General features: G+C 68.0%; 27 protein-coding genes. 11 read left to right on the forward strand and 16 right to left on the reverse strand.

Going from position 1 to position 24,854, the window contains the following annotated elements; all coding sequences use genetic code 11:
* Positions 1–81: 81 nt before the first annotated feature.
* Together infB and P1K88_RS16865 are read right to left on the reverse strand one after the other, a co-directional pair.
* Complete coding sequence (gene infB / locus P1K88_RS16860) at positions 82–1,890, reverse strand: translation initiation factor IF-2 (RefSeq protein ID WP_276411385.1); 1,809 nt, start codon at positions 1,888–1,890, stop codon at positions 82–84.
* Between the two features lie 194 nt (positions 1,891–2,084).
* Positions 2,085–2,588 (reverse strand): plastocyanin/azurin family copper-binding protein, encoded by a 504-nt coding sequence (locus tag P1K88_RS16865; protein WP_276411386.1) that lies wholly within the window; start codon positions 2,586–2,588, stop codon positions 2,085–2,087.
* A gap of 92 nt (positions 2,589–2,680) precedes the next feature.
* On the opposite strand from P1K88_RS16865, the gene P1K88_RS16870 reads away from it, so the two are divergent.
* Both P1K88_RS16870 and P1K88_RS16875 read left to right on the forward strand, forming a co-directional pair.
* Positions 2,681–2,920, forward strand: a complete 240-nt coding sequence (locus P1K88_RS16870) for a PRC-barrel domain-containing protein (protein ID WP_276411387.1) — start codon at positions 2,681–2,683, stop codon at positions 2,918–2,920.
* Complete coding sequence (locus tag P1K88_RS16875) at positions 2,921–3,379, forward strand: NOB1 family endonuclease (RefSeq protein WP_276411388.1); 459 nt, start codon at positions 2,921–2,923, stop codon at positions 3,377–3,379.
* Here P1K88_RS16875 and P1K88_RS16880 read toward each other — a convergent pair.
* The 3 genes from P1K88_RS16880 to P1K88_RS16890 form a co-directional block, all read right to left on the reverse strand.
* Positions 3,376–3,522 (reverse strand): CopG family transcriptional regulator, encoded by a 147-nt coding sequence (locus P1K88_RS16880; protein WP_276411389.1) that lies wholly within the window; start codon positions 3,520–3,522, stop codon positions 3,376–3,378. The genes P1K88_RS16875 and P1K88_RS16880 overlap by 4 nt on opposite strands.
* Positions 3,523–3,585: 63 nt before the next feature.
* Positions 3,586–4,374 (reverse strand): CPBP family intramembrane glutamic endopeptidase, encoded by a 789-nt coding sequence (locus P1K88_RS16885; RefSeq protein ID WP_276411390.1) that lies wholly within the window; start codon positions 4,372–4,374, stop codon positions 3,586–3,588.
* A 70-nt stretch (positions 4,375–4,444) separates the two neighbouring features.
* Positions 4,445–5,737, reverse strand: a complete 1,293-nt coding sequence (locus tag P1K88_RS16890) for a glucose-6-phosphate isomerase (protein WP_276411391.1) — start codon at positions 5,735–5,737, stop codon at positions 4,445–4,447.
* A gap of 116 nt (positions 5,738–5,853) precedes the next feature.
* On the opposite strand from P1K88_RS16890, the gene P1K88_RS16895 reads away from it, so the two are divergent.
* The 4 genes from P1K88_RS16895 to P1K88_RS16910 all read left to right on the forward strand — a co-directional run bounded on the left by P1K88_RS16895 (position 5,854) and on the right by P1K88_RS16910 (position 9,408).
* Positions 5,854–6,402: a DUF8056 family protein gene (locus P1K88_RS16895; RefSeq protein ID WP_276411392.1), complete on the forward strand. Its 549-nt coding sequence runs from the start codon at positions 5,854–5,856 to the stop codon at positions 6,400–6,402.
* Between the two features lie 60 nt (positions 6,403–6,462).
* On the forward strand, positions 6,463–6,927 hold the full coding sequence (locus P1K88_RS16900) for a DUF5812 family protein (protein ID WP_276411393.1): 465 nt from the start codon (positions 6,463–6,465) through the stop codon (positions 6,925–6,927).
* A gap of 64 nt (positions 6,928–6,991) precedes the next feature.
* Positions 6,992–7,855: a protein translocase subunit SecF gene (gene secF, locus P1K88_RS16905; protein WP_276411394.1), complete on the forward strand. Its 864-nt coding sequence runs from the start codon at positions 6,992–6,994 to the stop codon at positions 7,853–7,855.
* On the forward strand, positions 7,852–9,408 hold the full coding sequence (locus tag P1K88_RS16910; protein WP_276411395.1) for a preprotein translocase subunit SecD: 1,557 nt from the start codon (positions 7,852–7,854) through the stop codon (positions 9,406–9,408). The genes secF and P1K88_RS16910 overlap by 4 nt, the downstream gene beginning before the upstream one ends.
* Before the next feature lie 529 nt (positions 9,409–9,937).
* Here P1K88_RS16910 and rnhB read toward each other — a convergent pair.
* The 3 genes from rnhB to P1K88_RS16925 all read right to left on the reverse strand — a co-directional run bounded on the left by rnhB (position 9,938) and on the right by P1K88_RS16925 (position 12,602).
* Positions 9,938–10,573, reverse strand: coding sequence for a ribonuclease HII (gene rnhB, locus P1K88_RS16915; RefSeq protein ID WP_276411396.1), 636 nt, complete (start codon positions 10,571–10,573; stop codon positions 9,938–9,940).
* Positions 10,574–10,642: 69 nt separating this feature from the next.
* A complete protein-coding gene (locus P1K88_RS16920; RefSeq protein ID WP_276411397.1) occupies positions 10,643–11,179 on the reverse strand; it encodes a ferritin in 537 nt (178 codons plus the stop codon).
* Between the two features lie 145 nt (positions 11,180–11,324).
* Positions 11,325–12,602, reverse strand: coding sequence for a tRNA pseudouridine(54/55) synthase Pus10 (locus P1K88_RS16925; protein ID WP_276411398.1), 1,278 nt, complete (start codon positions 12,600–12,602; stop codon positions 11,325–11,327).
* 117 nt (positions 12,603–12,719) lie between these two features.
* On the opposite strand from P1K88_RS16925, the gene P1K88_RS16930 reads away from it, so the two are divergent.
* The 3 genes from P1K88_RS16930 to P1K88_RS16940 all read left to right on the forward strand — a co-directional run bounded on the left by P1K88_RS16930 (position 12,720) and on the right by P1K88_RS16940 (position 16,061).
* Positions 12,720–13,211: an Lrp/AsnC family transcriptional regulator gene (locus P1K88_RS16930; RefSeq protein ID WP_276411399.1), complete on the forward strand. Its 492-nt coding sequence runs from the start codon at positions 12,720–12,722 to the stop codon at positions 13,209–13,211.
* 208 nt (positions 13,212–13,419) lie between these two features.
* On the forward strand, positions 13,420–13,878 hold the full coding sequence (locus P1K88_RS16935; RefSeq protein ID WP_276411400.1) for an NAD-binding protein: 459 nt from the start codon (positions 13,420–13,422) through the stop codon (positions 13,876–13,878).
* Between the two features lie 2 nt (positions 13,879–13,880).
* Entirely contained in the window at positions 13,881–16,061 is a 2,181-nt protein-coding gene (locus P1K88_RS16940; protein WP_276411401.1) for an amino acid permease, read from the forward strand.
* A gap of 65 nt (positions 16,062–16,126) precedes the next feature.
* Here the strand turns inward: P1K88_RS16940 and P1K88_RS16945 are convergent, their stop codons facing one another.
* The 3 genes from P1K88_RS16945 to P1K88_RS16955 form a co-directional block, all read right to left on the reverse strand.
* Positions 16,127–16,447: a hypothetical protein gene (locus P1K88_RS16945; protein WP_276411402.1), complete on the reverse strand. Its 321-nt coding sequence runs from the start codon at positions 16,445–16,447 to the stop codon at positions 16,127–16,129.
* 46 nt (positions 16,448–16,493) lie between these two features.
* The gene (locus P1K88_RS16950) at positions 16,494–18,371 is read right to left on the reverse strand and encodes a bacterio-opsin activator domain-containing protein (protein WP_276411404.1); all 1,878 of its coding nucleotides are present in this window, start codon (positions 18,369–18,371) and stop codon (positions 16,494–16,496) included.
* A 72-nt stretch (positions 18,372–18,443) separates the two neighbouring features.
* Positions 18,444–19,514 (reverse strand): mechanosensitive ion channel family protein, encoded by a 1,071-nt coding sequence (locus P1K88_RS16955; RefSeq protein ID WP_276411406.1) that lies wholly within the window; start codon positions 19,512–19,514, stop codon positions 18,444–18,446.
* A 125-nt stretch (positions 19,515–19,639) separates the two neighbouring features.
* Between P1K88_RS16955 and P1K88_RS16960 the strand changes: the two genes are divergently transcribed.
* Both P1K88_RS16960 and P1K88_RS16965 read left to right on the forward strand, forming a co-directional pair.
* Positions 19,640–20,452 (forward strand): undecaprenyl-diphosphate phosphatase, encoded by an 813-nt coding sequence (locus P1K88_RS16960; RefSeq protein ID WP_276411408.1) that lies wholly within the window; start codon positions 19,640–19,642, stop codon positions 20,450–20,452.
* A 54-nt stretch (positions 20,453–20,506) separates the two neighbouring features.
* Positions 20,507–21,373 (forward strand): CheF family chemotaxis protein, encoded by an 867-nt coding sequence (locus tag P1K88_RS16965; protein ID WP_276411409.1) that lies wholly within the window; start codon positions 20,507–20,509, stop codon positions 21,371–21,373.
* Positions 21,374–21,653: 280 nt separating this feature from the next.
* Here the strand turns inward: P1K88_RS16965 and P1K88_RS16970 are convergent, their stop codons facing one another.
* The 5 genes from P1K88_RS16970 to P1K88_RS16990 all read right to left on the reverse strand — a co-directional run bounded on the left by P1K88_RS16970 (position 21,654) and on the right by P1K88_RS16990 (position 24,853).
* Positions 21,654–21,905 carry a hypothetical protein gene (locus tag P1K88_RS16970; protein WP_276411410.1) on the reverse strand — a complete coding sequence of 84 codons (252 nt, stop codon included), beginning with the start codon at positions 21,903–21,905 and terminating at the stop codon, positions 21,654–21,656.
* A gap of 76 nt (positions 21,906–21,981) precedes the next feature.
* Positions 21,982–22,206: a DUF8119 family protein gene (locus P1K88_RS16975; protein WP_276411412.1), complete on the reverse strand. Its 225-nt coding sequence runs from the start codon at positions 22,204–22,206 to the stop codon at positions 21,982–21,984.
* 33 nt (positions 22,207–22,239) lie between these two features.
* A complete protein-coding gene (locus tag P1K88_RS16980; RefSeq protein ID WP_276411414.1) occupies positions 22,240–22,701 on the reverse strand; it encodes a universal stress protein in 462 nt (153 codons plus the stop codon).
* Positions 22,702–22,703: 2 nt separating this feature from the next.
* Positions 22,704–24,389, reverse strand: coding sequence for a sodium:solute symporter family transporter (locus P1K88_RS16985; protein WP_276411416.1), 1,686 nt, complete (start codon positions 24,387–24,389; stop codon positions 22,704–22,706).
* A complete protein-coding gene (locus P1K88_RS16990) occupies positions 24,386–24,853 on the reverse strand; it encodes a DUF4212 domain-containing protein (protein ID WP_276411418.1) in 468 nt (155 codons plus the stop codon). The genes P1K88_RS16985 and P1K88_RS16990 overlap by 4 nt, the downstream gene beginning before the upstream one ends.
* Position 24,854: the final 1 nt, after the last annotated feature.

Here is a 24,854-nt window from a genome sequence, read left to right on the forward strand (position 1 = left end):
TGTTAATTAAATATTATTACTCGTCCACGGAGTGGGGCTCTCTCCCACGTCCGACACCGACCAAGGTGTGGGTGGCGCCCGTCACTTGCCCCAGAAGGGGTCCCGCTTGCGCTGTTGCTCCAGGTACATCGACAGCGCCTCGCGCTCGTCGACAGTGATGTCCTCGGTGAGCTCCTGCTCCAAGATTTTCGCGTGTTTCTCGGGGATCTCGACCCAGAGGTCGTCGCCCTCCTCGATCTGGCGGCCGACCGTCGGGCCGTCGATGGAGACGGCCATGCGCTCGCCGGTCCGGGCCTCGTCGACGTCCTCGCCCTCGTCCTGGATGGTCTTGAGGTGGCCGACGCGCTTCTCCTCGTTGCCGTCCCACTTCACGACGTTGACGTTCCGGCGCAGCGCCCCAGAGAGCACCTCGACGCCGACGACGGCGGGGTCGGACTGCCGGAAGGTGTGGTCCGGCAGGACCCGGAACTTCGCGGGCCGGGTGATGTTCTCCAGGATCTGTTCCTGCTGGGCCTCCTCGATGGCGGTGACGTGGTCCTCGTACTCCTCGATGAGCTGGTAGATGACGTCGTTCTCGAACAGCTCAACGCCCTCCTGGTCGGCCAGTCGGCGGGCGTCGTCGAGCACGTCGACGGAGAACGCGAGGATAGCCCGGTGGGTCGGCTCGTTGGCCGTCTCGGCGACCCGGACGTCCCGCGGGGCGACGGCCCCGACCTCCGCGCGCATGATGGGGATCTCCTCCTCGGCGAGCGTACTGGAGATGGCCTCGAGCGACCCGAGCGTGTCGGCCTTGACGACGACGCCCTCCTCCTGGGTGGTCACCTCGATCTCGGCCAGTTCCTCCTCGACCTCGGCGATGACCTCGGTCCGGTCGCGGTCGCGGACGACGCGGATGGGCGCGCCGGCGATGGCGTCGTCTAAGTCCGGCGCGGCGACCTTCACGCCGTCGGCGGCGGCCACCTCCTCGACCTGCTCGAACTGCTTCTCGGTGCGGATCTCCTCAAGGGGACGCGGGCGAAGCAGCGCGCGGACGTCCGTGACGATGGGGCCCTGGAGCCCGCCGACGACGATGGTGTCGTCTCTGTGGATGGTACCGTCGTAGATGATGGCGTCGAGCGTCGCGCCAAAGCCCTGCGTGTCCTTGACCTCCAGGACGGTCCCGACGGCGGGCCCGTCGACGTCGATCTCCATCTCCGCTTTCATGTAGCGCTGGGACAGGCCCATCTGGACGGTCAGCAGGTCCGGGATGCCCTCGCCGGTCTCCGCGGAGACGGGGACGACGCCGATGTTGTTCTGGAAGTTCTGGACCCGCCAGTACATGTCGGCAGAGAAACCGTTGTCCGACAGCTGGCCGATGATCTCGTAGAGTTTCTCGTTCAGGTCCGACTGGACCCGCTCGGACTGTTTCTCCATCGTCTGCTGGATCGGTTCGCCCTCGTTGGGGTTCCAGCCCGGAATCGTGTCGACCTTGTTCGCGGCGACGACAAAGGGCGTCTGGGTGCGCTTGAGGATGTCGATGGCCTCCAGCGTCTGGGGCTGGAAGCCGTCGTTGACGTCGACGACGAGGATGGCGATGTCGGCCAGCGCCCCGCCGCGCGAGCGCAGCGTCGAAAAGGAGTGGTGCCCCGGCGTGTCGATGAACAGCAGGCCCGGCAGGTCGAAGTCCGTGGGGTCTACCAGTTCGCCCGCGATGTTGGAGATGACCGAAAGCGGGACCGCCGTCGCCCCGATGTGCTGGGTGATGGCCCCGGACTCGCCGGCGGTGACCGCCGACCCGCGGATGCGGTCGAGCAGGCTCGTCTTGCCGTGGTCGACGTGGCCCAGGACGGCGACGATTGGCGTTCGGAGGGATGCGGCGTCGGTCTCTGGTGTGGCGTCCGTGTCAGACATAGATGGCTCCAGAAGTTGTCTTGAGGGAGTTTCCGGTGCCAGTTAAGTTCATCGTCATCGCCCGCGCTCGTGTGTGTGGCGCCACCACGTGGCGATTGTGACTCGCGGACGGCCGTCGCGGTGTCACTGGGGTACCCGGTTGGGAGCCGGATGACGGGGTCGAACACGGCGGCGAGTCCGCCCCGCCGGCGCCGTCACTCCGTGACGGTGAACGACCCGGTCATCCCCACGCTCCGGTGGGGCCGGCAGAAGTACGCGTACTCGCCGGGGACCTCGAAGGTGTACGCGTAGGTGTGGCCGGTGTCGAAGGTCTGACCGTCCCCCGGGGTGCCGGTCCAGTCGCTCCCGTCGGGCGTCGACGACGGCTTGACGTTGTGGTTGCTGCTCGCCCACTCCCACAGGACGGTGCTTCCGGCGGGGACCGAGAACGTCTCCGGGTCGAAGACGAAGTCGCCGGGGCCGACCGCCACGCGCTGGGCGGCCTCGGTGGCCGTCTGTGTCGGGGTCGCGGTCGTGGTGGTGGGCGTGGCCGTCCGTGTCGGCGTCGCCGTCGCGGTAGCAGTCGCCGTCGCCGTCTCGGTGGGTGTCGGTTCCTCGGTGGGCGTCGCGCCACTGCCGCCGTCGCTCCCACACCCGGCGAGCGCGCCGGTCAGTCCCGCGGCGAGTGACGCCAGGAAGTGGCGTCGGGGTCGACTCATACCCACGTTCGGGCCCGGCGACGCTTAACGCTGGGGCCGACGCCCGTCTGACGCCCCGTGGCGTTTATGGTACCGGACTCGGAAAGGGAGGTATGGCAGAGATACTCGCAGAGAACCTCTCGGGGAAGGACGTGATGGGGGCAGACGGTTCCGAACTGGGAAGCCTCTATAACATCACGATGGACCTCTCCTCGGGGGCGCTGAAGAACCTCGTCATCGAACCGTCCGAGACGCTTCGCAACACCGACTTCGAGTACAGCGACCAGGGGCGACTCGTCGTCCCAGTCGAACGGGTCCGCGCGGTCAAGGACCACATGATAATCGACCGGTAGATGTACGTCCTGGATTCGTCGGCCTTCATCAACGAGTACCACACCGACGAGCAAGTCGCGTCGATACCGCTCGTCCGCGAGGAACTGGAGGGCGAGGCGGCCTTCCGCTTCGACGCCCTCGAGGGGTCCGGGATGCACCTCCACATCCCCGAGGGGAACACCGTCGAACGCATCGAACGCGCGGCCCGCGAGACGGGCGACCTCGCCGAGCTCTCGGAGACGGACATTCGCCTGGTGGCCGCCGCCTTCGAACTCGACGGCCGTCTGGTCACCGACGACTATGCGATGCAGAACGTCGCCGAGAAACTCGACGTGCGCGTCGAGGTCATCGCTCGCGACGGCATCACCGAACAGCGCGACTGGCACTTCCAGTGTGCGGGGTGTGGCCGCGAGTTCGACGAGAACCACGACCGCTGTCCCGTCTGTGGCAGCTCGCTCTCGCGGAAGAACCCGGCCTAGACCGGCCGTTCCCCGAGCGATTCCAGCCCCAGGTCGACCAGCTGCTGGAGCACCTCGTCCTCGGTGATACCGTACCGGCGCGCCAGCATCTCGACGGCCCGGGCCTGGTCGTCGTCACACACGACCGTAAACCGGGTGGGCATACCACGACGTATTCCAACGACCGGCTTAAACACCCGTCAGACAACCGTCATGCGGCGAGCGGGTCAGACCGGGAGGTCGACGCCGACGGCCGAGAGATACTGCGTCAGGAACAGGGTCGCGTTCCAGAGGGCGTGAGTCAACACGGGCACCAGGATAGACTCGGTGTACTCGTAGAGCACACCGAGAATCACCCCGAGCGAGGCGGTGAGAAAGACCATCGTCCACGCGTCGCCCGCCGAGAGCGCGAAGACGTGGCCGAGGCCAAAGAGGAGGCTCGCGAAGACGATGCCGGGGACGACGCCGAACGAACGGCGCAGGAGTCCCTGGACGACGCCGCGAAAGAGGAGTTCCTCGGCCGGACCGACGAACAGCAACTGGAGCGGGATGAGATACAGGAACAGCTCCGGATTGGCCTGTCCGATGTCGATGATCTGGTTCGTCGCCACGGTCGTCGAGACGCCGAAGACCGACTCCAGCATCGAGATGATGGCGTCCAGCACGGCGCCGACGGCGACGGCGGCGCCAAACAGGACCGCGACGCCGCCGAGAACCCACCCCGCGTCGGTCCACCGCGGCGTCCGGACGTGGATCAGGGGCTCGTCATGACGCAGCTTGAGGACCCAGAGCACCGTCGCGAAGAACCCGAGGAAGAAGGTGGCGTTCGCGACGAAGTAGAGCGGCGGCGACTGCCGCAGTGTCTCCTGGGACGGAGAGCCCAGCATCGCGACGAAGACGCTCTGGAAGATCGACCCCAGCAGGAACGCGCCGGCGACGACGGCCAGGGCACGGACGACGTTGACGACCAGCAGTTGCCTGTCTGCGACCTCGACGTACGGGCGAGAGAGGGCCATGCGATGTATGTCACCGGTTTGGGGGCCGACGTTCAAGACCCCACCGGTCGGCCCCGCCGGGACCGTCGCGTCAGTCGATGCGGTAGGTGGTTCGCTCGGCCACGGTACGGGTCTCGTCGGTCTCGACGCCCCGTATCAGTCCCCGGGTCGCGTTCTTGCCCCACTCGACGGCCGGCTGGGTGAACGTCGCGACGTCGGCGAGTTCGCCCACGAGGACGCAGGCGGCCTCCATCGCATAGAGCAGTTCGCCGACGGCCTGCGCGTCGAGCCGGTCGACCTGGAGGTCAAGCGCCGGCCGGTCGGCCGCCGGGAGGCTCGCCACCGTGGCCTCGTACTCGGCGTCGATGAGCTCGCCGAGGTCGGTCCCCGAGAGATAGGCCAGCGAGTCGTGGTCCGGGTCCGGAATCGGGACGTCGGCGCGCTCGCCGGGGCGGACGAACGTGACCACCTTGTCTCCGGGGCCGGCGCGGTACAGTTGCAGCTGGGAGTGCTGGTCGGTCGCCCCGAGCGCTCGCGCGGGCGTCTGGCCGCGACCAGCCTTCCCGAGGCTCTCGGCCCACAGCTGGGCGAACCACTCGGCGAAGACCTCCAGGCGCTCGGCGTAGGGCATCATCGCGTTGACCGACGCGCCCGCCTCCTCGAGGGCGTAACAGACCGCGCCGTAGGCGTAGGCCGGCGAGTCGAACAGCGACGGGCCGAGGTCGTCGGCCACGCTCGCCCCGCCCGCGAGGACGCCCTCGATATCGATCCCGAGGATCGCCGGCGCGACCAGGCCCACCGACGACAGCGCCGAGAACCGGCCGGGGACCCCCTCGGGGACCGGGAGCGTCGGGAGGTCGTGGTCGTCCGCGAGTTCGCGGAGCGGCCCCGCCTCCCCCGTCGTCACCACGATCCGGTCGGTCCAGTCGACGTCGGCCCGCTCGTAGGCGTCGCGGACGACCAGGAAGTTCGCCAGCGTCTCGGCGGTGGTCCCCGAGCGCGAGACGACGTTGATCGCCGTCTCGGCGAGCGGGAGGTCCGCGAGCGTCCGCTCGACGTGTTCGGGGTCGACGTTGTCGAGGACGACGTGGCGCGCCGGGTCCTCGGCCAGGGCCGCCGTGATGGCTTTCGCACCCAGCGCGGACCCGCCGATACCCACGGTGAGGACGTACTCCACGTCGGTGACGGGATCGACGGCCGCGCGAAGCGCGTCGGCGTCGGTGGTCTCGGGCAGGTTCAGCGCCGCGTAGCCGAACTCGTCGTCGGCCATCCCCGCCGCGATGCGCTCGTGTGCCGACGCGACCCGGTCGTCGAGTGGCTCCAGGCCCGCTTCGTCGATGCCGGGGTCCGTCGCCGCCAGGGCGGGACCGATGTCGAGGTGCATACGCGGGGACTCTCGCCCCGCCCACAAATACTGTTGGCACACGGACTGGCGGCTCCTGTCGACGCTGCCGGGACGAAACACGGCGTTTAACCACCTCCTGGCCCCTAGCCCGGGTGATGACAGACACGTCGACGGAGTCGGCGGCCGACGCCGTGCCGGAGCCCTACGACGGGCTCCCTGGGGCGTTCCCCTACGCGTTCCGGGCCAGCGAGTCGTGGCTCTTCAAGAGCTACGTCGCAGTCGCCGTCCTCCTCTCGCTTGCCATCGCGCTGGTGTTCGTCCTCGGACTGGTGGTACTCCTGGGTCAGTCGGCCGCCGTAACCGGGGGGACGTTCACCTTCTCGCGGGCCTTCGTCATCGTCGTCGGCCTGCTGGTCGTGGCACCGCTGGTCGCGCCGGTGTTGCTCGTCGCGCGCCGCCACCGCCGGACCGGGTCGTCGCGGCGGTACGACCGCGCGCTCGCGCTCTCGGCGCTCGTGTTCGTCGCGTCGCTGTACGTCGGCCTCGTCGCGTCGGTACCCCCGAGCCTCCAGGAGCCGACCGACAGCGCCGTCGTCGGCCTGCTCTACTCGCTCCCGCAGCTTGCCGGCCTCGTGCCGCCGATCCTGGCCGTCGGCCTGATGTACGCCGTCCACCGCTCCCTCCGGGGCGACGTGGACGCCTGAGGCGGGGCCGTGCCGGGCCGCTTCGAAACCCCGAAGAGCGCGCACCGACTACCGGGCGACATGACCACGAAGGAGGGAACCTTCCTCGTCGTCCACGCCGAAGCGGCGACGGCCACGCTCCGCGACGTCGCCGACGCACAGGTGCTGACACTCTCGGAGAACCCCGGGGTCGAAGCCGGCGAGGTCGTCGAGGCCACCGTCGAACCGGAACCGCCGATGGAGGTGACCTACACGGCCGAGATACGCGACCGGCGGACCATCCCCGTCGAGCGGGTGGCCCTCGAGCCGACCGCACAGGTCAGGTCCCTCGCGGCCGAGCAGTCGGTCGGCGAACTGACCACGCGCGAACGGGCCGGCGAGGGCGAGATCCACGTCCTCACCGTCGCCGACGAACAGACAGACGCCGCCGCCGCTGACGTCCTCGAGGACGAGGCGACGGTCACGCGGGCCGCCCGTCTCGGCGTCGACCGGGTCGAGGTTCGGACCGCGACCGGGGTCGTCAGCGTCCGGTACCTTCCGGACTGACGGGCCGTGGGGCGGTCGGCCGGGATTGAGAAGGCTTATTCGGAGTCGTACCACACCGTCGCGCATGGTCGAGTACGAGGTCCCGGAGGTCGATTACACCCAGTACACGAACCGCCAGCTGGTGGCGATACCGCTGGCGGTGCTGGTGCTGGCGCTGGCGGTCATCGGTGGCTGGTGGGCAGTCACCGGGGCCCCCGTCGCCTTCGGCATCGACTTCACCGGTGGGTCGGAGATCACGGTCGAGACGACGCTGTCACACGAGGAGATTCGCGCCACCTTCGACGAACCCGTCTCGTCGGTACAGGGCATCGAACAGGCCGAGAATCGCTACATCGTCACGTTCGAGTCCTCGAACATCGGCGACATCCGCGACACCGCGGAGGCGACGGAGGGGATGACCGTCCTGGGCAGCGGCTCTACCTCGCCGATATTCGGCGCGGAGAACCAGCGCCTGGCAGTGCTCGGACTGGGCGTGGCCTTCGTCGGGATGAGCCTGCTCGCGTTCGTCTTCTTCCGGACCTTCGTCCCGAGCATCGCCATCGTCATCTCGGCGTTCTCGGACATCGTCATCCCCGTCGCGGTGATGAACCTGCTGGGCATCAAGCTCTCCCTTGGGATCGTCGCCGCCTTGCTGATGCTCATCGGGTATAGCGTCGACTCGGACATCCTGCTGAACAACCACGTGCTGCGCCGGTCGGGCAGCTTCTACGAGTCGACCTACCGCGCGATGCGGACCGGGGTGACGATGACGATAACCTCCATCGCCGCGATGGCCGTGATGGCCGTCACCGCGACGCTCTTTGGCATCGACCTGATGGCAGACATCGGCCTCGTGCTCGTGCTCGGACTCTCCGCGGACCTGATGAACACCTACATGCTCAACGTGACGCTGCTTCGCTGGTACAAGTACGAGGGGGTGAACCGATGAGCACGCTGCGGGACAACTGGCGCATCGCCTTGCTCGTGGTCCTCCTGCTGGCGAGCACCGTCGCGCTGTTCGTCCCGGGCACGCCGCCCGGGGCGTCCCCCGACGACGGCGCGGCCGCGGAGGACCAGTTGACCAATCTCCAGTACGGCATCCAGCTCAGTGGCGGGACGCGCATCCGCGCGCCCGTCGTGGGGATGACCGCCGAGGGCGTCGACGTCGCCTTCGACAACGAGTCGGCCGTGACCGAGGCCGTGGCCGACGAACTCGGCCTGGACCCCATCGACGTGCGCGCCGCGAACGAGACGCGGACCGTCGAGGTCTTCACGAAGAACGTCACCGAATCGGAGTTCCGCGCCGCACTCGAAGCGGAGGGCTACCAGCCGGAGACGATACGCGACGGCGTGACCGACGAGACCCGGAGCCAGGTCGTCGATAGCGTCCAGCGGCGTATCACAGAATCGGCGCTCAGCGGCGGGTCGGTCCAGGAGGTCAACGTCCCGGGCGGCCAGACGTTCATCAGCATCACCGCCCCCGACAGAGACCGGAGCGAGCTGGTCGGGATTCTCGAGGAACGGGGCGTCGTCCGCGTCTACGCCGTCTACCCCGTCGAGAACGGGAGTCACGCCCGCCAGCAGGTCCTCGACCAGGACGAGTTCGCCGGCATCGGGACCGCGCGCCAGAGCGACTCCGGACCGGGCGTGCCGGTGACCGTCGAGGCCAGCGCCGCCGAGGAGTTCGCGAGCACGATGGCCGCCAACGGCTTCGACGGGCAGACGGTCTGTAATCCGAACAACTACAACCACACCAACCCCAGCAGCCTCAACTCGAACGAGCGCTGTATCGTCGCGACGCTGAACGGCGACCCCGTGTTCGTCGCACCCGTCACGCAGGGACTGGGCGAGTCCTTCGCCAACGGCGAGTTCGTCAACGACCCGACGTTCGTGATGTCGACGAGTTCGATGGAGGAGGCCCGCGAGGTCGAACTCAGCCTCAAGTCCGGTCGCCTGCCCGCGCCGCTCGACTTCGAGAACGACGACAGCCTCTCGCTGGACCCCGCGCTCGCCGAGGGCTTCCAGCAGAACTCCCTCATCACGGGCATCATGGCCGTCATCGCGGTCAGCCTCGTGGTGTACGTCCGCTACGGCCGAATCGAGGTGGCGGCCCCGATGGTCGTCACCGCGCTCTCCGAGGTGTTCTTGCTGCTCGGCTTCGTCGCGTTCGTCCAGTACCCGCTGAACCTCTCACACCTGGCCGGGTTCATCGCCGTCATCGGGACGGGGGTAGACGACCTCATCATAATCGGAGACGAGATCCTCCAGCAAGGGGAGGTCCGGACCGGCCGCGTCTTCGAGAGCCGGTTCCGCAAGGCGTTCTGGGTCATCGGCGCCGCGGCGGCGACGACCATCATCGCGATGAGCCCGCTGGTCGTCCTCCCGCTGGGCGACCTCTCCGGGTTCGCCATCATCACCATCGTCGGCGTCCTGCTGGGCGTGCTGGTCACCCGGCCGGCCTACGGCGACATCCTGCGGAACCTCGTGCTCGACGAGGACTGAGGGGGTCGCGTTTTTCGACGGCACAATCAGGCACGGGCCAGCGACGCGCCTGCACCACGTTCGTGTCAAACAATGCAAAATATTTATAGAATGATTTATTACCCCTGCCGTCCTATCTTCACTTCCCGCTGGAACGCGGGGACACACTGGACGACGCATCTCAGACCATCCGTACAGGAGGAGACGGGATGCGTTGGGGGCAACAACCAAGCGATCCGTAACAGGATTCCGAGGGTAACGCTCTGAAGCAGAACCGCCACAGCCCACACCCGCTCCGGCCGGCCGGAACGGTGTGAAGGCCAAGTACCGGACGTCGGGTGACCGGCGTTCGGGAATCCAGCACGCCGACAAAAGCTGGTGAAAGCCCAGCTAAAGTCCGCGAGGACAACGCCGGTGCAAGCCCGGCTAACGTTGGCATCGCTGCTGGACGGGCCGAACGGGCTGTCGAAAACATCTGCCGTCCAGGTCCAAACCGTGTCCAGGGGGATTCTTCCGTCGCTACCGCCCGTGAGCGGCTGTGACGTCGCGCTCAGAACTCGCCCAGCGACGCCTGCTGGGCGGCCGCCAGCACGTCCGTGCATGTCGACCACGACGTCCGCGCACACGCGGGCAACTCGCCCTCGCGCTCGACGTACTCGGCCAGGAACTCGCGGGTCGCGGGGTCGCTGGGATAGCCCGACCCAACCGGCCCGTACTCCTCGGTCAACCGGTCGACGTGAGCGTCACGGGCGACCTTCGCGACGATGGACGCCGCGCCGACCAGCGGGTCTATCTCGTCGGCCCCGTGTTCGGCACGCAGATCGACGACGGGGTCGACCCGGTCGGCCACGCGCCGCCCGAACCGCTCGGCGTCGGTGTCGCCCGCGTCGACAGTCCCCGAGAGGTGCTCCGTGGCGACCCCACCGAGCGCCTCGGCGTGGGCATCGACGGTCAGCGTGTTCATATCCGTCTCGGGGTCGTCGATGCGGGCGACCGGGACCTCGGCGACGGCGACGGCGTCGGCGACACCGCGGATCGTCCGATCGAGTTCCTCGCGGCGCGCCGGCGCGATGGCTTTCGAGTCGCCCACGCCGTCGGGGAGCACTGCCGGGTCGGCCCGGACCGCAGCGGCGAACATCGACCCGAGGACGGGACCCTTGCCGGCCTCGTCGACGCCGAATCGCATGGCTGGTCGGTTCGGGGGCCGAAAGATAGTCGTTGTGGTCGGTGGCCACGGGCGCCACTCCACACTCCGTTACTCCGGTGCAGCCTCGGTCTCGGCCCCTTCGACGCCATCTGCATCGCCGCGTCGCTGCGCGAGTTCCCGGTCGATCAGCAGGAGCCCGGGCCCGTCGTCACCGACCAGTCTGAGCTGGTCGAGGATGTCCTGTGCCGTCGCCTCCTCCTCCACCTGCTCGGCGACGAACCACTGGAGCATATTCTCGGTCGCGTTGTCGTTCTCCTGGCGAGCGAGCGCGACCAGGTCGTCGATCAGCCTCGAAATCTCCACCTCGTGTTCGTACGCGTCCTCGAAGGCGGTCACCGGGTCCGGCCACGCCGTCTGTGGAGCGTCGATGGCATCCAGCATCACGCGCCCGTCTCGCTCGAGTACGTAGTCGTAGATCCGCATCGCGTGTTCGTGTTCCTCGTCTGCCTGGGCCCGCATCCACGACGCGAATCCGGGGAGCCCCTCGTCCGCGAAGTACGCGGCCATCGAGAGGTACAGGTACTCGGAGAATAGCTCGGCGTTGATCTGTTCGTTCAATGCATCTTCGATCGGGTCTTTCAGCATAACTCCCGAGACTACTCACCAACACAGCATCACTATTGGGGTCGACCCACCGACGCTCGGCGAATGCCTTCGATACGACCGCCTGAAGGGTGCCGAGAGATACCCGTGCCGAAACGACGACTCCTCCCCCACGAAGTCCGCGGCCCTACTCTTTCAGGAACGCCGCTTTCTCGAACGGCTCGTCCTCGCCCTCGACGTCCACCACGTCGAGCGCCGTCACCGCCGCACCGACGCCGAGTAGCCCGGCAAGACTCGGCTCGGTCCGGCCCTCGTCGCTGGAGACCAGTTCCTTCACGTAGAGGCCCCCGGCCCCGTGGATGCGGATGTCGGCGTGCCGGTCGTCGAGGAGTTCCCCGGACACGTCGTACACCTCCCGCGTACGCGTGAGGTCGGCCCGCCGGTGGGCGACGCGCTGAGGCGTCTCCTGGTGGACCGTCGCACCGGTGAGTTCCTCGAGGGCGGCCTGCAGAGTCTCGGCCTCGACCGGCGCGTCGAACTCGACGTCCATCCGGTAGGTCTTCGAGGCCTCCAGTTCCTTCACCCGCTCGACCATCTCGTAGGTCGCCAGGCGCAGGCCCTCGACCTCGACCTTGCCGTCGGCGAAGTCGTTGACCCCGCGCTCCAGTCGGTCCGTATCCACGTCACGCACCCGCGGTTCGTCGACCTCGATGACGAACGGGCGGCCCGACTCGAGCATCAGGGCGTCGACGTCCTCGCGGCCGGCACCGTGGAAGGTCGCGCTCTCGCCGTCCATCGCCTCCAGCACGACGGGCGCGGTCAGTTGCTCGACGCTCTCGTCGTAGCGGTAGCCCGTGCCGTCACACCCCTCGCAGGGTTCGCCCTGCCAGAGGCCGGTGCCGTTGCAGTCGTTGCAGGGCCACTTCGTCTGGGGGATGTGCCGTTCGAGCTTCCGGTAGCGGCCGTAGACGAACGCGGAGTTGACCTGCACGTCGACCTCGTCGGTCGCCAGGTCGAGCGTGAACTGGACGTCCGGGCGGCCAAAGTCCACCTCGGCGCCCGTCCGCTGACCGATGCGCTTGCCGACCTCGCGGTTGAACTCCGTCTTCAGGGCCTCGCCGGCGTCCTCGTCGAGGCCGACGTCCTCCCGGAGGAGGGCGTCGTTCTCCTCGAACAGTGGCGGGACGCGCGTCCCGACCTGGTAGGTCGAAAAGTCGTAGCCCCGGGCGGCGGTCGCGGCCTGCTCGGCCCACCAGTCGAACCGGTCGGTCTCAGTCTCACAGACCCAGCAGTCCTCGGCCGACTCGAACGGGTCGTCGTCCTCCAGGGCGAGCGTCACCCGGAGCGCGTGGCCCCGTTCGGCGTTCGCGAGGCCGAAACTGCGGTCTGCGAAGAGGCGGCCGAGACAGGAGTCACAGAGCGGACCAGTCGCCAGGGCGGCCCGGGCGTCCTCGAGTAGCGTCATTGTCGGGGTGACGCGACGGGTCCGTAACTGCGTTTCGACCTCTGTCGGGGCGGTCTGGACCCGCGGGCCCATCTCAGACCACGAAGTTTTGTACCGGGTCGAGCCTAAGCGGACGTCATGGCCGACCCGGAGTACGAGATCGACGACCTGGACCGACGCATCATCTACGCCCTCCAGGAGGACGCCCGACACACGTCCGCCAGCGAGATCGCCGAGTCCCTCGAGGTCTCGGCGCGGACGGTCCGTAACCGCATCGCCAAACTGGAAGAGGCAAGCGTCATCCGAGGGTACGACGTCGACGTGGACTACGAGGCCGCCGGCTACCAGCTGCACACCCTCATCGTCTGTACCGCCCCGATCCACGAGCGCGAGGAGATCGCGCGGCGCGCACTCGACGTCGAGGGCGTCGTCGCCATCCGGGAGGTGATGACCGGCGCGGAGAACGTCCACATCGAGGTCGTCGGCACCGACGGCAACGACCTCAGCCGCATCGGTCGGGACCTCAACGAGATCGGCCTCGAGGTGGTCGACGAAGACCTCATCCGCAACGAGTACACGCGCCCGTTCCACCCGTTCGACGTCGCCGCGGCTGGCGACGACCAGTCGTGATTCCGACTATATAATATATATTCCTATAATTTCCGAGTCGGAACTGTATCCTAGTGTTTTATCCGATTTCGGAATGTACGTTCAGATAGTAACGGTGGCCGACCACAGAAGTGAGCCGATCGGGCGCGGGTGACCGACCGACCCGGTACCCGGCGCTCACCTGCCGACATCGAATCGACCTGTCGCGTCACCGTTACCCCCCTACCCGATGACACTTCGACCCTCACTCCGAGACGCGCTCGCCCGCACCACCGGACCACCGACCCTCCTCGTCGTAAGCGACTGCCACGTCGGTTCGACGCTCGCGTCGGCGTTCGACGACGGCGCCGACGTTCGTCTCGTCACAGACCACGAGGGCGTCGCCGCGACGGTACGCGACGGCGTCGACGTGACAGTCGGTGACGTGACTGCACTCCGAACGCTGCAAGCGGCCGACGGCGCCACGGCCGCTGTCGTCGCGCTACGGCGGGACCGACAGGCGATACTGGTGACACAGCTGCTCCGAGCGCACTTCGACGTCGAGACGGTCGTCGTCCTCCTCAACGACCCGGAGCGCCGGGAAGCAATCGAAGACATCGCGACGGCGGTCGTCTGTGGCGCTACGTCCCTCGCGACGGAACTCCAGCGCGCGGTCGAGACGACGCTCACGGGATCGGAGCCGATCTGACGATGACGAAGGACCTCGAACGAGACCTCGGTCTCCCGGCCGTCCTGGCCATCAGTATCGGCGCGATGATCGGTAGCGGCATCTTCATCCTGCCGGCGCTCGCGCTCGAGATCGCCGGACCCGCGGTCATCTTCGCGTACGCGCTCGCTGGCCTCCTCGTCGTCCCGGCTGCCCTCTCGAAGTCGGAGATGGCGACCGCAATGCCCGAGGCGGGCGGGACGTACATCTACATCGAGCGCGGGATGGGGCCGTTGCTCGGAACCGTCGCGGGCGTCGGGACGTGGTTCTCGCTGTCGTTCAAGGGCGCGCTCGCGCTCGTCGGCGGCGTCCCGTACCTGCTCTTACTGTTCGACCTGCCGCTGAAACCCGTGGCGCTGGGCCTGGCAGGAGTGTTGATACTGGTGAACCTGTTCGGCGCGAAACAGACGGGGCGGCTCCAGGTCGCCATCGTCGTCGTCATGCTCGCGGCGCTTGGCTGGTTCGCCGCCGGGAGCGCGTCCAGCGTGCAGTCTGCCAACTACGTCGACTTCTTCGACGCAGGTATCGGTGGCCTCCTGGCGGCGACCGGACTGGTCTTCGTGTCCTACGCGGGCGTCACGAAGGTCGCGAGCGTCGCCGAAGAGGTCGAAGATCCCGGCCGGAACATCCCGCTCGGCATCCTCGGGTCGCTGGCGTTCACGACCGTGCTCTACGTGGCAATCGTCGCGGTACTGGTCGGAATAACGGACCCGGGCACCGTCGCCGGGTCGTTGACGCCGGTCGCCGTCGCCGCGGAGGTGACGCTCGGACAGGCCGGTGTCATCGCCGTCATCCTCGCGGCCATCCTCGCGCTCATCTCGACGGCCAACGCCGGTATCCTCTCCTCGTCACGGTATCCGTTCGCGATGAGTCGGGACAACCTGGCGCCGCCGTCGCTCTCGTCGGTCAGCGAGCGGTTCGGAACCCCGGTGACCTCGATCACCCTCACGGGTGCGGTGCTGCTGGTGCTCATCGCGTTCGTTCCGATTCTGGAGATCGCGAAACTCGCCAGCGCCTTCCAGATTATGGTGTTCGGACTCATCAACGTGGCGCTCGTCGCGTTCCGCGAGGGGAACGCGGAGTACGAGCCCGAGTTCACGTCCCCGCTGTATCCGTGGGTACAGATCTTCGGCGCCGTCACCGGCGTGGCCCTGCTGACGCAGATGGGGACCGTCGCCCTGGCCGGTGCCGCGCTCATCACGCTTGGCAGCGTCGTCTGGTACGTGCTCTACGTCCGGCCCAGAGTCCGCCGAGAAGGCGTCGCGACGGACGCGATCCGTCGCCAGGTCGGCCGGGACGCGCTCACCGACGTCGAGTCCACGTCGGGCGAGACGCCCCAGGAGGTGCTGGTCGCACTCACGAAAGGCGGCGACGAGGCTCGCGAGCGGGCACTGATCGCACTGGGCGCAGACCTCGTCCGACCGGACGACGGCCGCGTGGTCGCCGTCCGCTTCGAGGAGATCCCCGATCAGGCACCGCTGACCGAGGACGCGACCGCCCAGTCGTCGTCGGATCTCGCGTTCGAAGACCGGGCGGAGGCCCTCGCGACGGAGTTCGGCGTCGACGTCGAGGCCGACGAGATCGTCAGCCACGACACGAAACACGCCGTCGTCAACTTCGCCGAGCACCGCGGCGTCGACGCGATACTGGCCGAACACGAGGCCCTCCGACTCCGCTCGCGGCTGTTCGGGGACCCCATCGACTGGATCGTCAGACACGCCCCCTGTGACGTCCTCCTGGTCGACAACCTCGGCTACGAACGCCCGAGACACGTCGCAATCTCGGGCGACGGCGGCCCCTACCCGCCGCTCGCGGTACGCGTCGCCGAGACCGTCGCCACGGCCAACGATGGACAGATATCGCTGTGGAACCCCGCCGAGGACACCGGGCCCGACCAGCGCGCGGTCACGAGAGACGACTACCTGACCGAGCTGTCCGAGATGCTCTCGGTGCCGGTCACGGTCGAGTCGTTCAGGACGGACGGTGGGCGAACGGGGCAACCGGAACTGCTGGTCCGGCGCGGGGCCGACCACAGGCTCCGACACGTGCTGTTCGACGAACGACCGACGGTCCCGAGCCCGGGGTGTACGACCGTCACGGTCTACCCCCACGAGTCCGACCGCCCACCGCTCGCACAGCAACTGCTCGAACGGGCGCTGTTCTGACCGGTCGAACGTCGTGCGCAGTCACGGGATCGGGCGTAGTGGTCCCGCTGGCCGGAGGCAGACGGTCAGTCGCTCGCGTCGACGAGCAGGTCGAGCAGCGGTTCGATAGTCTCGAACTGTCGCCCCCGCGACAGCTCTCGACCGAGGCTGTCCCACTCGACGAGTTCCATCTCTATCAGTTTGGGCAGATGCGAGTGGTAGATAGACACCAGTTCATCGTTCGAGAAGTCCGTCGCGGAACTGGTCACCGTGGCGGTTCCGTCGTCGGCAACGGCCACCAGCAACTGCCGCCGCAGTGGATGCGAGAGTGCCTCGAACGCCGCATCCGTCTCTCCACCCGTACGCGCCCCCAGGAACGTTCGTGTACGCTTCTTCTTCGATTGCACAGGGAGCGGTTGGTTCAGGAGAGCCTAAACTGTACACCGTGACTATTCACGGCACCTTACCGGGGTCCGGCGACGTCTCGAAGAGGACGCGAAAGAACTCGGCCTCGGCGTTTCGCAGGTGGCGGTGGAACGTCGTCGTGGTCACGTCCATCTTCTCGGCCAGTTCCGTGCCGGTCCGCCGCCGAGGCTGTTCGAAGTACCCGGCGTAGTAGGCCCGCTGTACCGTCGTCCACTGGCGCCCGGTCAGGTGTTCCTCGGCGAGTTCGCTGAGCAACCGGGGGGTGTAGACGAGCCGGCGCTCCTCGAGCGAGAGGTCGGGGTACAACGCGTGTCCGGCCTCGACGACGCCGTCGACGTCGGCGGCGGCGGGGAACTGCGCTACGACGTAGAGCGCCTCCTCGGTGAGGGTCGCACCGGTTATCCGGCCGTCGAGTGCGCCGAAGGCCGCACTCAGCGACTCGCTGCTGGTGTGGACCTCGACGAGCAGGCTGTCACCGGACCGCTTGAGCAGGTCGACGTCGAGGACAGTCGGTCTGTCCCGGACGGCACGGACGAACGCGCCCGCTTCGACGCCGCTGACGGTCCAGTACTGCAGCGGCGTGCCGTCCTCGCGGTTGACCGTTCCCTCGACGGTCAGCTCGACGTCGTAGCCGAGTTCCTGGAACCGCTCGCCGAGGTGTTCGGAACGAAATGTGAGTTCGACGTGCTGGTCGCTCTGGAGGCGTTCGGCAGCCTCGAGCGCGTGCAGGCCGTGGCCGACCATCTCGCCGAGTTCCGCCAGCAGCGCCCGCTCGTCCGCGTCGAAGGCGGCGGGCTGTCTGGCGTAGACCCCGAGGACGCCATAGACGACGTCACGGTGGACGAGCGGGATGGACGCGTACGACCGGAACTGCAGGGCCTCGGCCGCCGCCTCCCAGTACGCGGCGGGGAGGTCGGTGATGTTCTGGACGGCCTGCACCTCGCCGGTCTTGGCGGCCGTCGCGGCCGGGCCGTCGTCGACCAGTGGTGCGTCGGGGCTCTCGATTATCGCCTCGATCTCCTCCGCACCGACCCCCACAGCACTCCGGACCGTGAACGCCGTATACGACGCCGAGAACTCCCCGAGGACGGCAAAGAGGTAGAGGTCCGAGTCGGCGACGAGGCGACAGATGTCGCGTTCGAGCGCCTCGCGCGTCCGCGCGCTCGTGACGGCGTGTGAGACGCCACGGACGACCGAGTTGACCCGGTTGAGCCGCATGAGTTCGGTTCGCTGTCCCTCCAGGTCGGCCTCGCGAGCGTGGTCGACGCTGACGTCCGTGACCGCCAGCCCGACCCCCTCGACGGACCCGTCTTCCGTCGTAATCGGGACGGCGTCGACGGCGACGCGCTCGACGGCACCGGCCACACCGTCGCGTTCGTATCGGGCATCGACGACCGGGGTGGCCGTCGCTGCGGCCCGAGTTATCGGTGACCGGGTCTGGGAGAGCGACCGCCCGTCATCGTCACGGACGTCCTCGAAGAGCGAGTGAGCCGGCAGGTCCTGGAGGGAGTCCTCGGCCCGCCCGAGCAGGTCGCCGAGACTGTCGTTCGCGAACGCAATGGTCCCGTCGGCGTCCACGATGGCGATGCCGACCGGGCTCGACGCGAACAGCTGCAAGACGAGTTCCGTCAACGGCAACCCGAACCGGTCGGCGAACGCGGGGCCGTCCGGGGCCCGGCCCTCGGCGCCGGTCGGGAGCCACCACACGCGCCCTTTCGCCCCGACCTTCTTCGTCGCGAGTCGGTCGGCCGCCGCCAGCCGTCGCAGCCGGTTGTACGCCGTCCGTCTGGAGCAGCCGACGCCGGTCGCCACCTCCGTGGTCGTCAGCGGCGTCCCGTCCGCGGCATCCCGCTCGAACAGCGCCAGGACCGCCGCATTCGCCTCCTCTTCTGGAGGGGGAGCCATACCGTACTCACGGAGAGCCAGGAGATAGCCGTTCCGTTGCCGACGGTCAGTCCGCGCCGGACGGCGGCTGTGTCACTCGGACCCGAACAACCCGCCGGGCACGTCGGTCACCGACACCGCGACGTCCCGTTGCGGGAACGGAATCTCGATGCCCTCGGCCTGGAACCGGTGGTATATCTCCCGGTTCAGGTGGTGGGTCGCCCGGGCTGTCAGCGCGGGGTTCGACACCCAACAGAGCAGTTCGAAGTTCAGCGAGGAGTCCCCGAACTCGCGGAATCGAACCCGCGGCTTCGGGCGGTCGATGACGAGGTCCTGGCCTCCGGCGGCCTCGAGCAAGATCGCCTCGACGGCGTCGATATCGGTGCCGTAGGCGACACCGACCGGCACGCGGATGCGGCGCTTGCGCCGCGGCGTCGACTCGTTGACGATGGCGGCGCTGTTCAGCGTCGCGTTCGGGACGGTCACGAGGATGTCGTCGCGGGTCCGGATGACCGTCGAGCGGACCGAGATGTCCTCGACGCGGCCCCGCTCGCCGGTCTCCAAGACGACGAAGTCGCCGACCTTGTACGTGCCGTCGAGGTACAGCGACAGCGACCCGAAGAAGTTCGCGAGCGTGTCGCGGGCGGCCAGGCCGACGATGATGCCGACGACGCCGGCCGACGCCAGCAGGGGCGTGACGTCGACGTCCCAGAGCACGAGCAGGAGGAAGACGCCGACGCCGGAGACGATGGCGCTCCAGACGTTCTGGAGGATGGGGACCACCTGGCGGTCGACGTACCGGCTGTCGGTGACCGCTCCGGAGACCTTCCGCCCCAGACGGACCAGCAGGAGCATCCAGACGACGATGACGACAGAGAGCGTCCCGGCCTCGAGGGGGACGGCGACGTCCGGGGACACCTCGTACACCTGCGTGCCGACATAGAGGCCGCCGACCGAGAGGGTGAGATAGAGCCCGGTGTGGACCGTCCGGAGGACGATGTCGTCGACCTCGCCGTCGATACGCTCGGTGACCCGGCGCATGTACCGGTCGCCGAGCACGTTGACCAGCGCGGCGAGGACGAGGCCCGACGCCACGAGGACGGCAAAGCCCTGCCAGACCGGCAGGGCCGCCAGGGCCTCCATGAGAGCATGTGCCAGTTGCATATCAATCAATGAACATCGCGGTATAAATACTGGCCGCTCCGGCCGACGAACGGGAGGCGGCGACCGGGCCGGGAGCGTCCGCGAAACCGAACCGCCTATGTCCGAGAACCGACTGCACCGTGCATATGAACCCGATGCTGGTCGCCGTCGTGCTGGGGGTCCTCCAGGGCGTCCTGGAGTGGATCCCCGTCTCCAGCGAGGGCGGCGTCGCGCTGGCGTCGACGGCACTCACGGGCGTCTCCTCGGCGGCCGCGACCCGACTGGCGCTCTTTCTCCACGCCGGAACGGCCGTCTCCGCCGTCGTCTACTACCGCGCCGAGGCCCGCGAGATAGTCGCCTCCGTACGCGACCTCTCCCGGCGCCCCTTCGCGTCGGAGACGGCCGACCTCTCGTTCATCGCGGTGGCGACGGCCGCGACGGCCGTCACCGGGCTCCCGGCGTACCTCCTGCTGGACGCTGCCGTCTCAGAGCTCGAGGGCGGCCTGTTCCTGGCGTTCGTCGGCGGCCTGCTGGTCCTGACGGGCCTGCTCCAGCGGTTCGCCGTGGCCCTATCGCTGGGCGAACGGGAGATTCCGGACGGTCTGGACGCCGTGTTCGTCGGCGTCCTGCAGGGACTGGCCATCCTCCCGGGCGTCTCGCGGTCGGGAACCACCGTCAGCGCCCTGCTCCTGCGGGGCCACGAGGGCGAATCGTCGCTCCGGCTCTCCTTCCTGCTGTCGATTCCGGCCGCGCTGGCGGCCAACGCACTCGTGCTGGTCGACGACGGCGTCCCCGCCATCGAACCGGGCGAGGCCGTCGTCGCACTCGGGATCAGCGCCGTCGTCGGGTACCTGACCGTCGGTGCGCTGGTCCGCCTGGTCCGGACGGTACCGTTCTGGGCTGTCTGTACCGTCTTCGGCGGCCTCGGCGTCGTCGGGGGCCTCCTCGTCGCGCTCTGAGAACACGATGGAAGTTATATATCGTTCGGCGACAACGCTCCAGTAGTTGCGGCCATGAGTGGCGACGAACAGAAGGTAGTGGACACGTCCGGCGACTTCCAGTACGTCGTCCGGGACGGGGACCCGGTCGCGGACCCCCAGTGGCAATCCTGCCGGTTCGTCGTCACCAACAAGCGCCTCATCCTGGCCACCAACGGCGGCAAGCAGCAGATCCCCCACTCGAAGATACGCGTCCCCAGCGACCCCGACACTGTCGTGCCGGACGGGCTGGCGGGCGACACGGCAGCGCTCGAGATCGGGAACAACGTGCTCGTCGTCGACGCCAGCTCGGTCGACGACTTCGAGACCGAGTACTGCCGCGCGACGCTGCACGGGCAGGTCATCCTCGCGCGGGACCCCGCCGTCGTCGGCGGCGTCGTGCAGGACGACGCCGAGTGGAGCAAGGCCCGGTTCCGGCTCGAGGACGACGTGGTCCGCCTGCAGTTCCCCGGCGGCGGGTCGACGACCTTCGAGGTTGAGGACGTCGGGACCATCGAGACCGACGAGAGCGTCGTCATGGGCGAGACGCGGGCGGTCATCGAGGTGGAACACACCGACGAGGAGGACCGCAGCGTCGAGACGCATCTCTCGGGCATGCCCCACCACACGAACGCGCTCGAGACGCTCTTCTCGCGGGTCGTCGAGCGACACGAAGACGACTACGAACTCACTGACCTCGAGAGCCAGGTGCTGATGGGGCTGTACTCCGGCGTCTCGCCGTTCGAGATGGCCGACTTCGTCGGCATCGGTCCGGACGAGGTCGAGGAGATCTACCAGAAACTGCTCGACGTCGGTGCCGTCGACAAGGTGCGGACCCGGACCGAGGTGACGCTGAACGCCCAGGGGCGGAATATGGCGAGTGAAGCGATGAGTGAGCAGTAGCGAGGGGCGCGAACGAGTGGAGCGAGTGAGCGGCCCTCGAAACGCGAACGGCGACCGGCGGGAGCCGTGAGCAATAGCGAGGCCCTGAGCGCAGCGAAGGGCCTCGACGCGTAACGGTGAGCAACGCGAACCGCGGTACAAGTCCCGAAAAGCGCGACCGCAGGGAGCGGCCCGCGAAAGCACAGCGGGAAGCGACCCTCGAGACGCGACCGCCACCCATCGTGGCCGGGCACACCCGCCGCTCACGGACGTCTGCCCGACGAAAAGCGACGGCGACCGGTCAGAGGGCCTCTTCGCCCTCGACCGCGACGCCGTAGTCCGTCTCGACGAGGCTGAGGTCGGCCGGGAGCGACGACTGGTCGACTGGCGTCAGTTCGAGCATCTGGCCGTCCGCGGTCTCGACCCACTCCTTCTCGGAGTCCTCGTCCCAGTTGATGGGTGTCCACTCGCCCGACTCCAGGCGCCGCCAGAGCTCGAGGGTGCTGTAGTAGCGCCCGCTGTCACTCCGGTAGATCGTGTCAGAGGAGGTCATACCGGGAGCATGTGTCCCAGAGCTTGTAGGGAACCCGCCTAGCCTTGTTAACCGCAGCGAGGTGGTAGGGCGTGGGTCAGGTCCCCTCGTCGGCCGCGACGGCCTCGAGCGTCCAGAAGAACCCGTAGTAGGCGACGATGCCGCCCAGCAGCGTGAGGTAGTAGAGCCACTGCGGCGCGCTCATGAGCACGTCGAGGACGACGGTGACCACCGTCACCCACGCGATGGCGAAGACCATGTCGACGACCATCCCCGAGCGGTGCTCCCGGATGTGCCGGCCGATGGCTTCGAGGCGGCTCATCGGGCGCCTCCGCAGTGGCGGGTCGCCATCGGCTCAGTCCTCACCGTGCTCGTCGACGACCAGCACCGGCCGGTGGGTCGAGCGCAGGACGCGCTCGGTGACGCTCCCGAGGAGTGCGCGCTTGACGCCCGAGCGGCCGTGGCTGCCCATGACGACGACGTCGATGTCGTTGGCGTCGGCGTAGTCGGCGATGACCGAGTGGGGCCGCCCCACACGGACCTCCTCGACGACCTCGAGTCCGTGTTCGGCGGCCGCCTCGGCGACGACGCCGGTGGCGGCGTTGGCGTTCTCCTCCAGTTCCTCCATGTCGCCGAAGTGGCCCTGCCGGATGCGGTCGACCTGCTCGGTCCCGAGCCCGAGGTTGACCGCGTCGATGTCCACGACGTAGAGCGCGTGGATCGTGGCGTCGTACTTGCGGGCGAGGTCGACCGCGTGGTCGACCGCGGCTTCTGCAACTGTGCTACCGTCCGTCGGAATGAGTATGCGTTCGTACATTGTTAGTCGTCGGAGGGGGTACCGCCGCTGCCACCGCTCACGATGTCTTCGGCGGTCTGTTGCTGGCCCATCGGTTCGGGGCTGTGACACTGGCGAACCAGTCGCTTCGTCTCCATGTCGGGTTCGGGCGTCGCCATCGAGACGAGGATGGTGACGACGAACACGAGCGGCGTGCCGACGAGCGCCGCGCCGATCGGCGGGACGTACTGTGCGTAGATGGGCACGAGCGCGCCGCCCTCACCGGCCACCGCAGCGAGCGAGCCGATGTAGTTGGGTAGCACGCTGTTGATGATGGAGCCGATCCAGAGGAGCAGGCCGACGGACATGCCGGCCAGCGCGCCCTGTCGGTTGGTGTTCTCCCACCACAGACCGAGGAAGAACATCGGGAACAGCACCGTCCCCGCGAGCGAGAACGCGTACGCGACCAGCTCGCCGATGAGCGCCGGCGGGTTGAACGCCGTGACGGTGACCAGCGCGCCGATACCGATGATGGTCGCGCGGCCGATGAGGATCTGCTGGCGCTGGGTCGCGTCAGGGTTGATCAGTTCGGAGTAGATGTCGTGGGCGACGGCCGACGAGGCGGTGATGAACAGCCCCGCCGTCGTCGCGATCGCGGCTGCCATCGCGCCGGCGGCGACGAGGCCGACGAACCACGACGGCAGGTTGGCGAACTGCGCGGCCAGGACGACGATGACGTCGCCCTCCGCGCCCGACATGCCGCCGGCGTCCGCACCGGCGAACACCGTGTCCGGCGAGATGTTGTTGACCGCCGCGAACAGGTCGACGCCGAAGGCCGCCATCGCGGGGGCGGCCCAGTACAGCAGGAGGATGAAAAAGAGGCCCCAGACGGTCGACCAGCGGGCGGTCCGCTCGGACTCGACCGTGTAGAACCGCACGAGGACGTGCGGGAGGCCACAGGTCCCGAAGATGAGCGAGAACGCTGTCGCGACCCACAGGTAGTAGGAGTTTCCGCCGATGAACGGCTCGGAGAACTGGCGGCTGAGCTCGGAGAAGAGCGCGCCGTACTCGATCTGTGGGAGGACCGTCGAGTAGCCCTGCGTCCAGCCGACGACGTAGACGCCCGCGAGGAACGCGATGATGAGGATGACGTACTGCACCGCCATGTTCTTGGTCGCGCCCAGCATCCCCGACAGCGCCAGGTAGCCGACGGTGATGGTCATCATCACGACGATCATCGGGATGATGTCGAGGCCGAAGACGTACTGGCCGACCAGGCCCATGCCGCGGGCCTGCCCGACGGAGTAGACGTACGCGATCAGTAGCGTCGTGAACGCTGCCAGCGCGCGGGCGGTCGGCGAGTTGAACCGGTCGCCGACGAAGTCCGGCGCGGTGTACTTCCCGAAGCGGCGCATCTGGGCCGCCAGGAAGATGAGCAGGACGAAGTAGCCGGTCGTCCAGCCGACGATAAAGGCCAGGCCGTAGAAGCCCGCGAGGGCGACCAGCCCTGCGAGGCCGAGATACGACGCGGCGGACATCCAGTTGGCCCCGATGGCCATGCCGTTCTCGATGTTCCCGATGCCGCGGCCGGCGACCCACATGCCCTCGGTGTCGGCGACCTTGAACAGGTAGCCGATGACGAGGAAGGAAGCCATCATCAGGAAGACGATGATGGCGGGCAGGAGCTTAAAGGAGATGTCGAGCGCCTCGGCCTGTAGCGGGACCGTCATTCCGCGACCCCTCCGTCGGCCGCCGCGGTTTCACCGGACGTCTCCTCGTCGTCGGCGCCGGCGCCGGGCTTGCTGTGGTCGATGCCGTACTTCTGGTCGAGCTTGTCCCGCTGGCGAGCGTAGACCGCCGCGAGCACGAGCGCCCCCGTCGGCGCACAGAACGCGACCAGGAAGTAGTGCAGCGGGAAGCCCAGTCCGGGGATGATCGTCGACGTCATCACGCCGGGGGCGACGGCCGTCGCGGTCACCGGCCCGAAGACGATGAGCGCCCAGACGACGAAGCCGGCCCAGACCACGCGCAGGTGGTCGCGCATGAACGCGGTGCTGGGCTTCAGGATGTTCACCTCCCTGTCGAGGTAGTCCGTGTCTCTGTGCTCCTGTGCAGCCTGTGTCACCTGTGCCGTGCCACCGTCGGAGACGAGTGATTCGTCTCCCGAATCGGTGTGCGAGTCAGTGTCTGTCATG

This window comes from Haloarcula halobia, from assembly GCF_029338255.1.
GTDB lineage: Archaea > Halobacteriota > Halobacteria > Halobacteriales > Haloarculaceae > Haloarcula > Haloarcula halobia.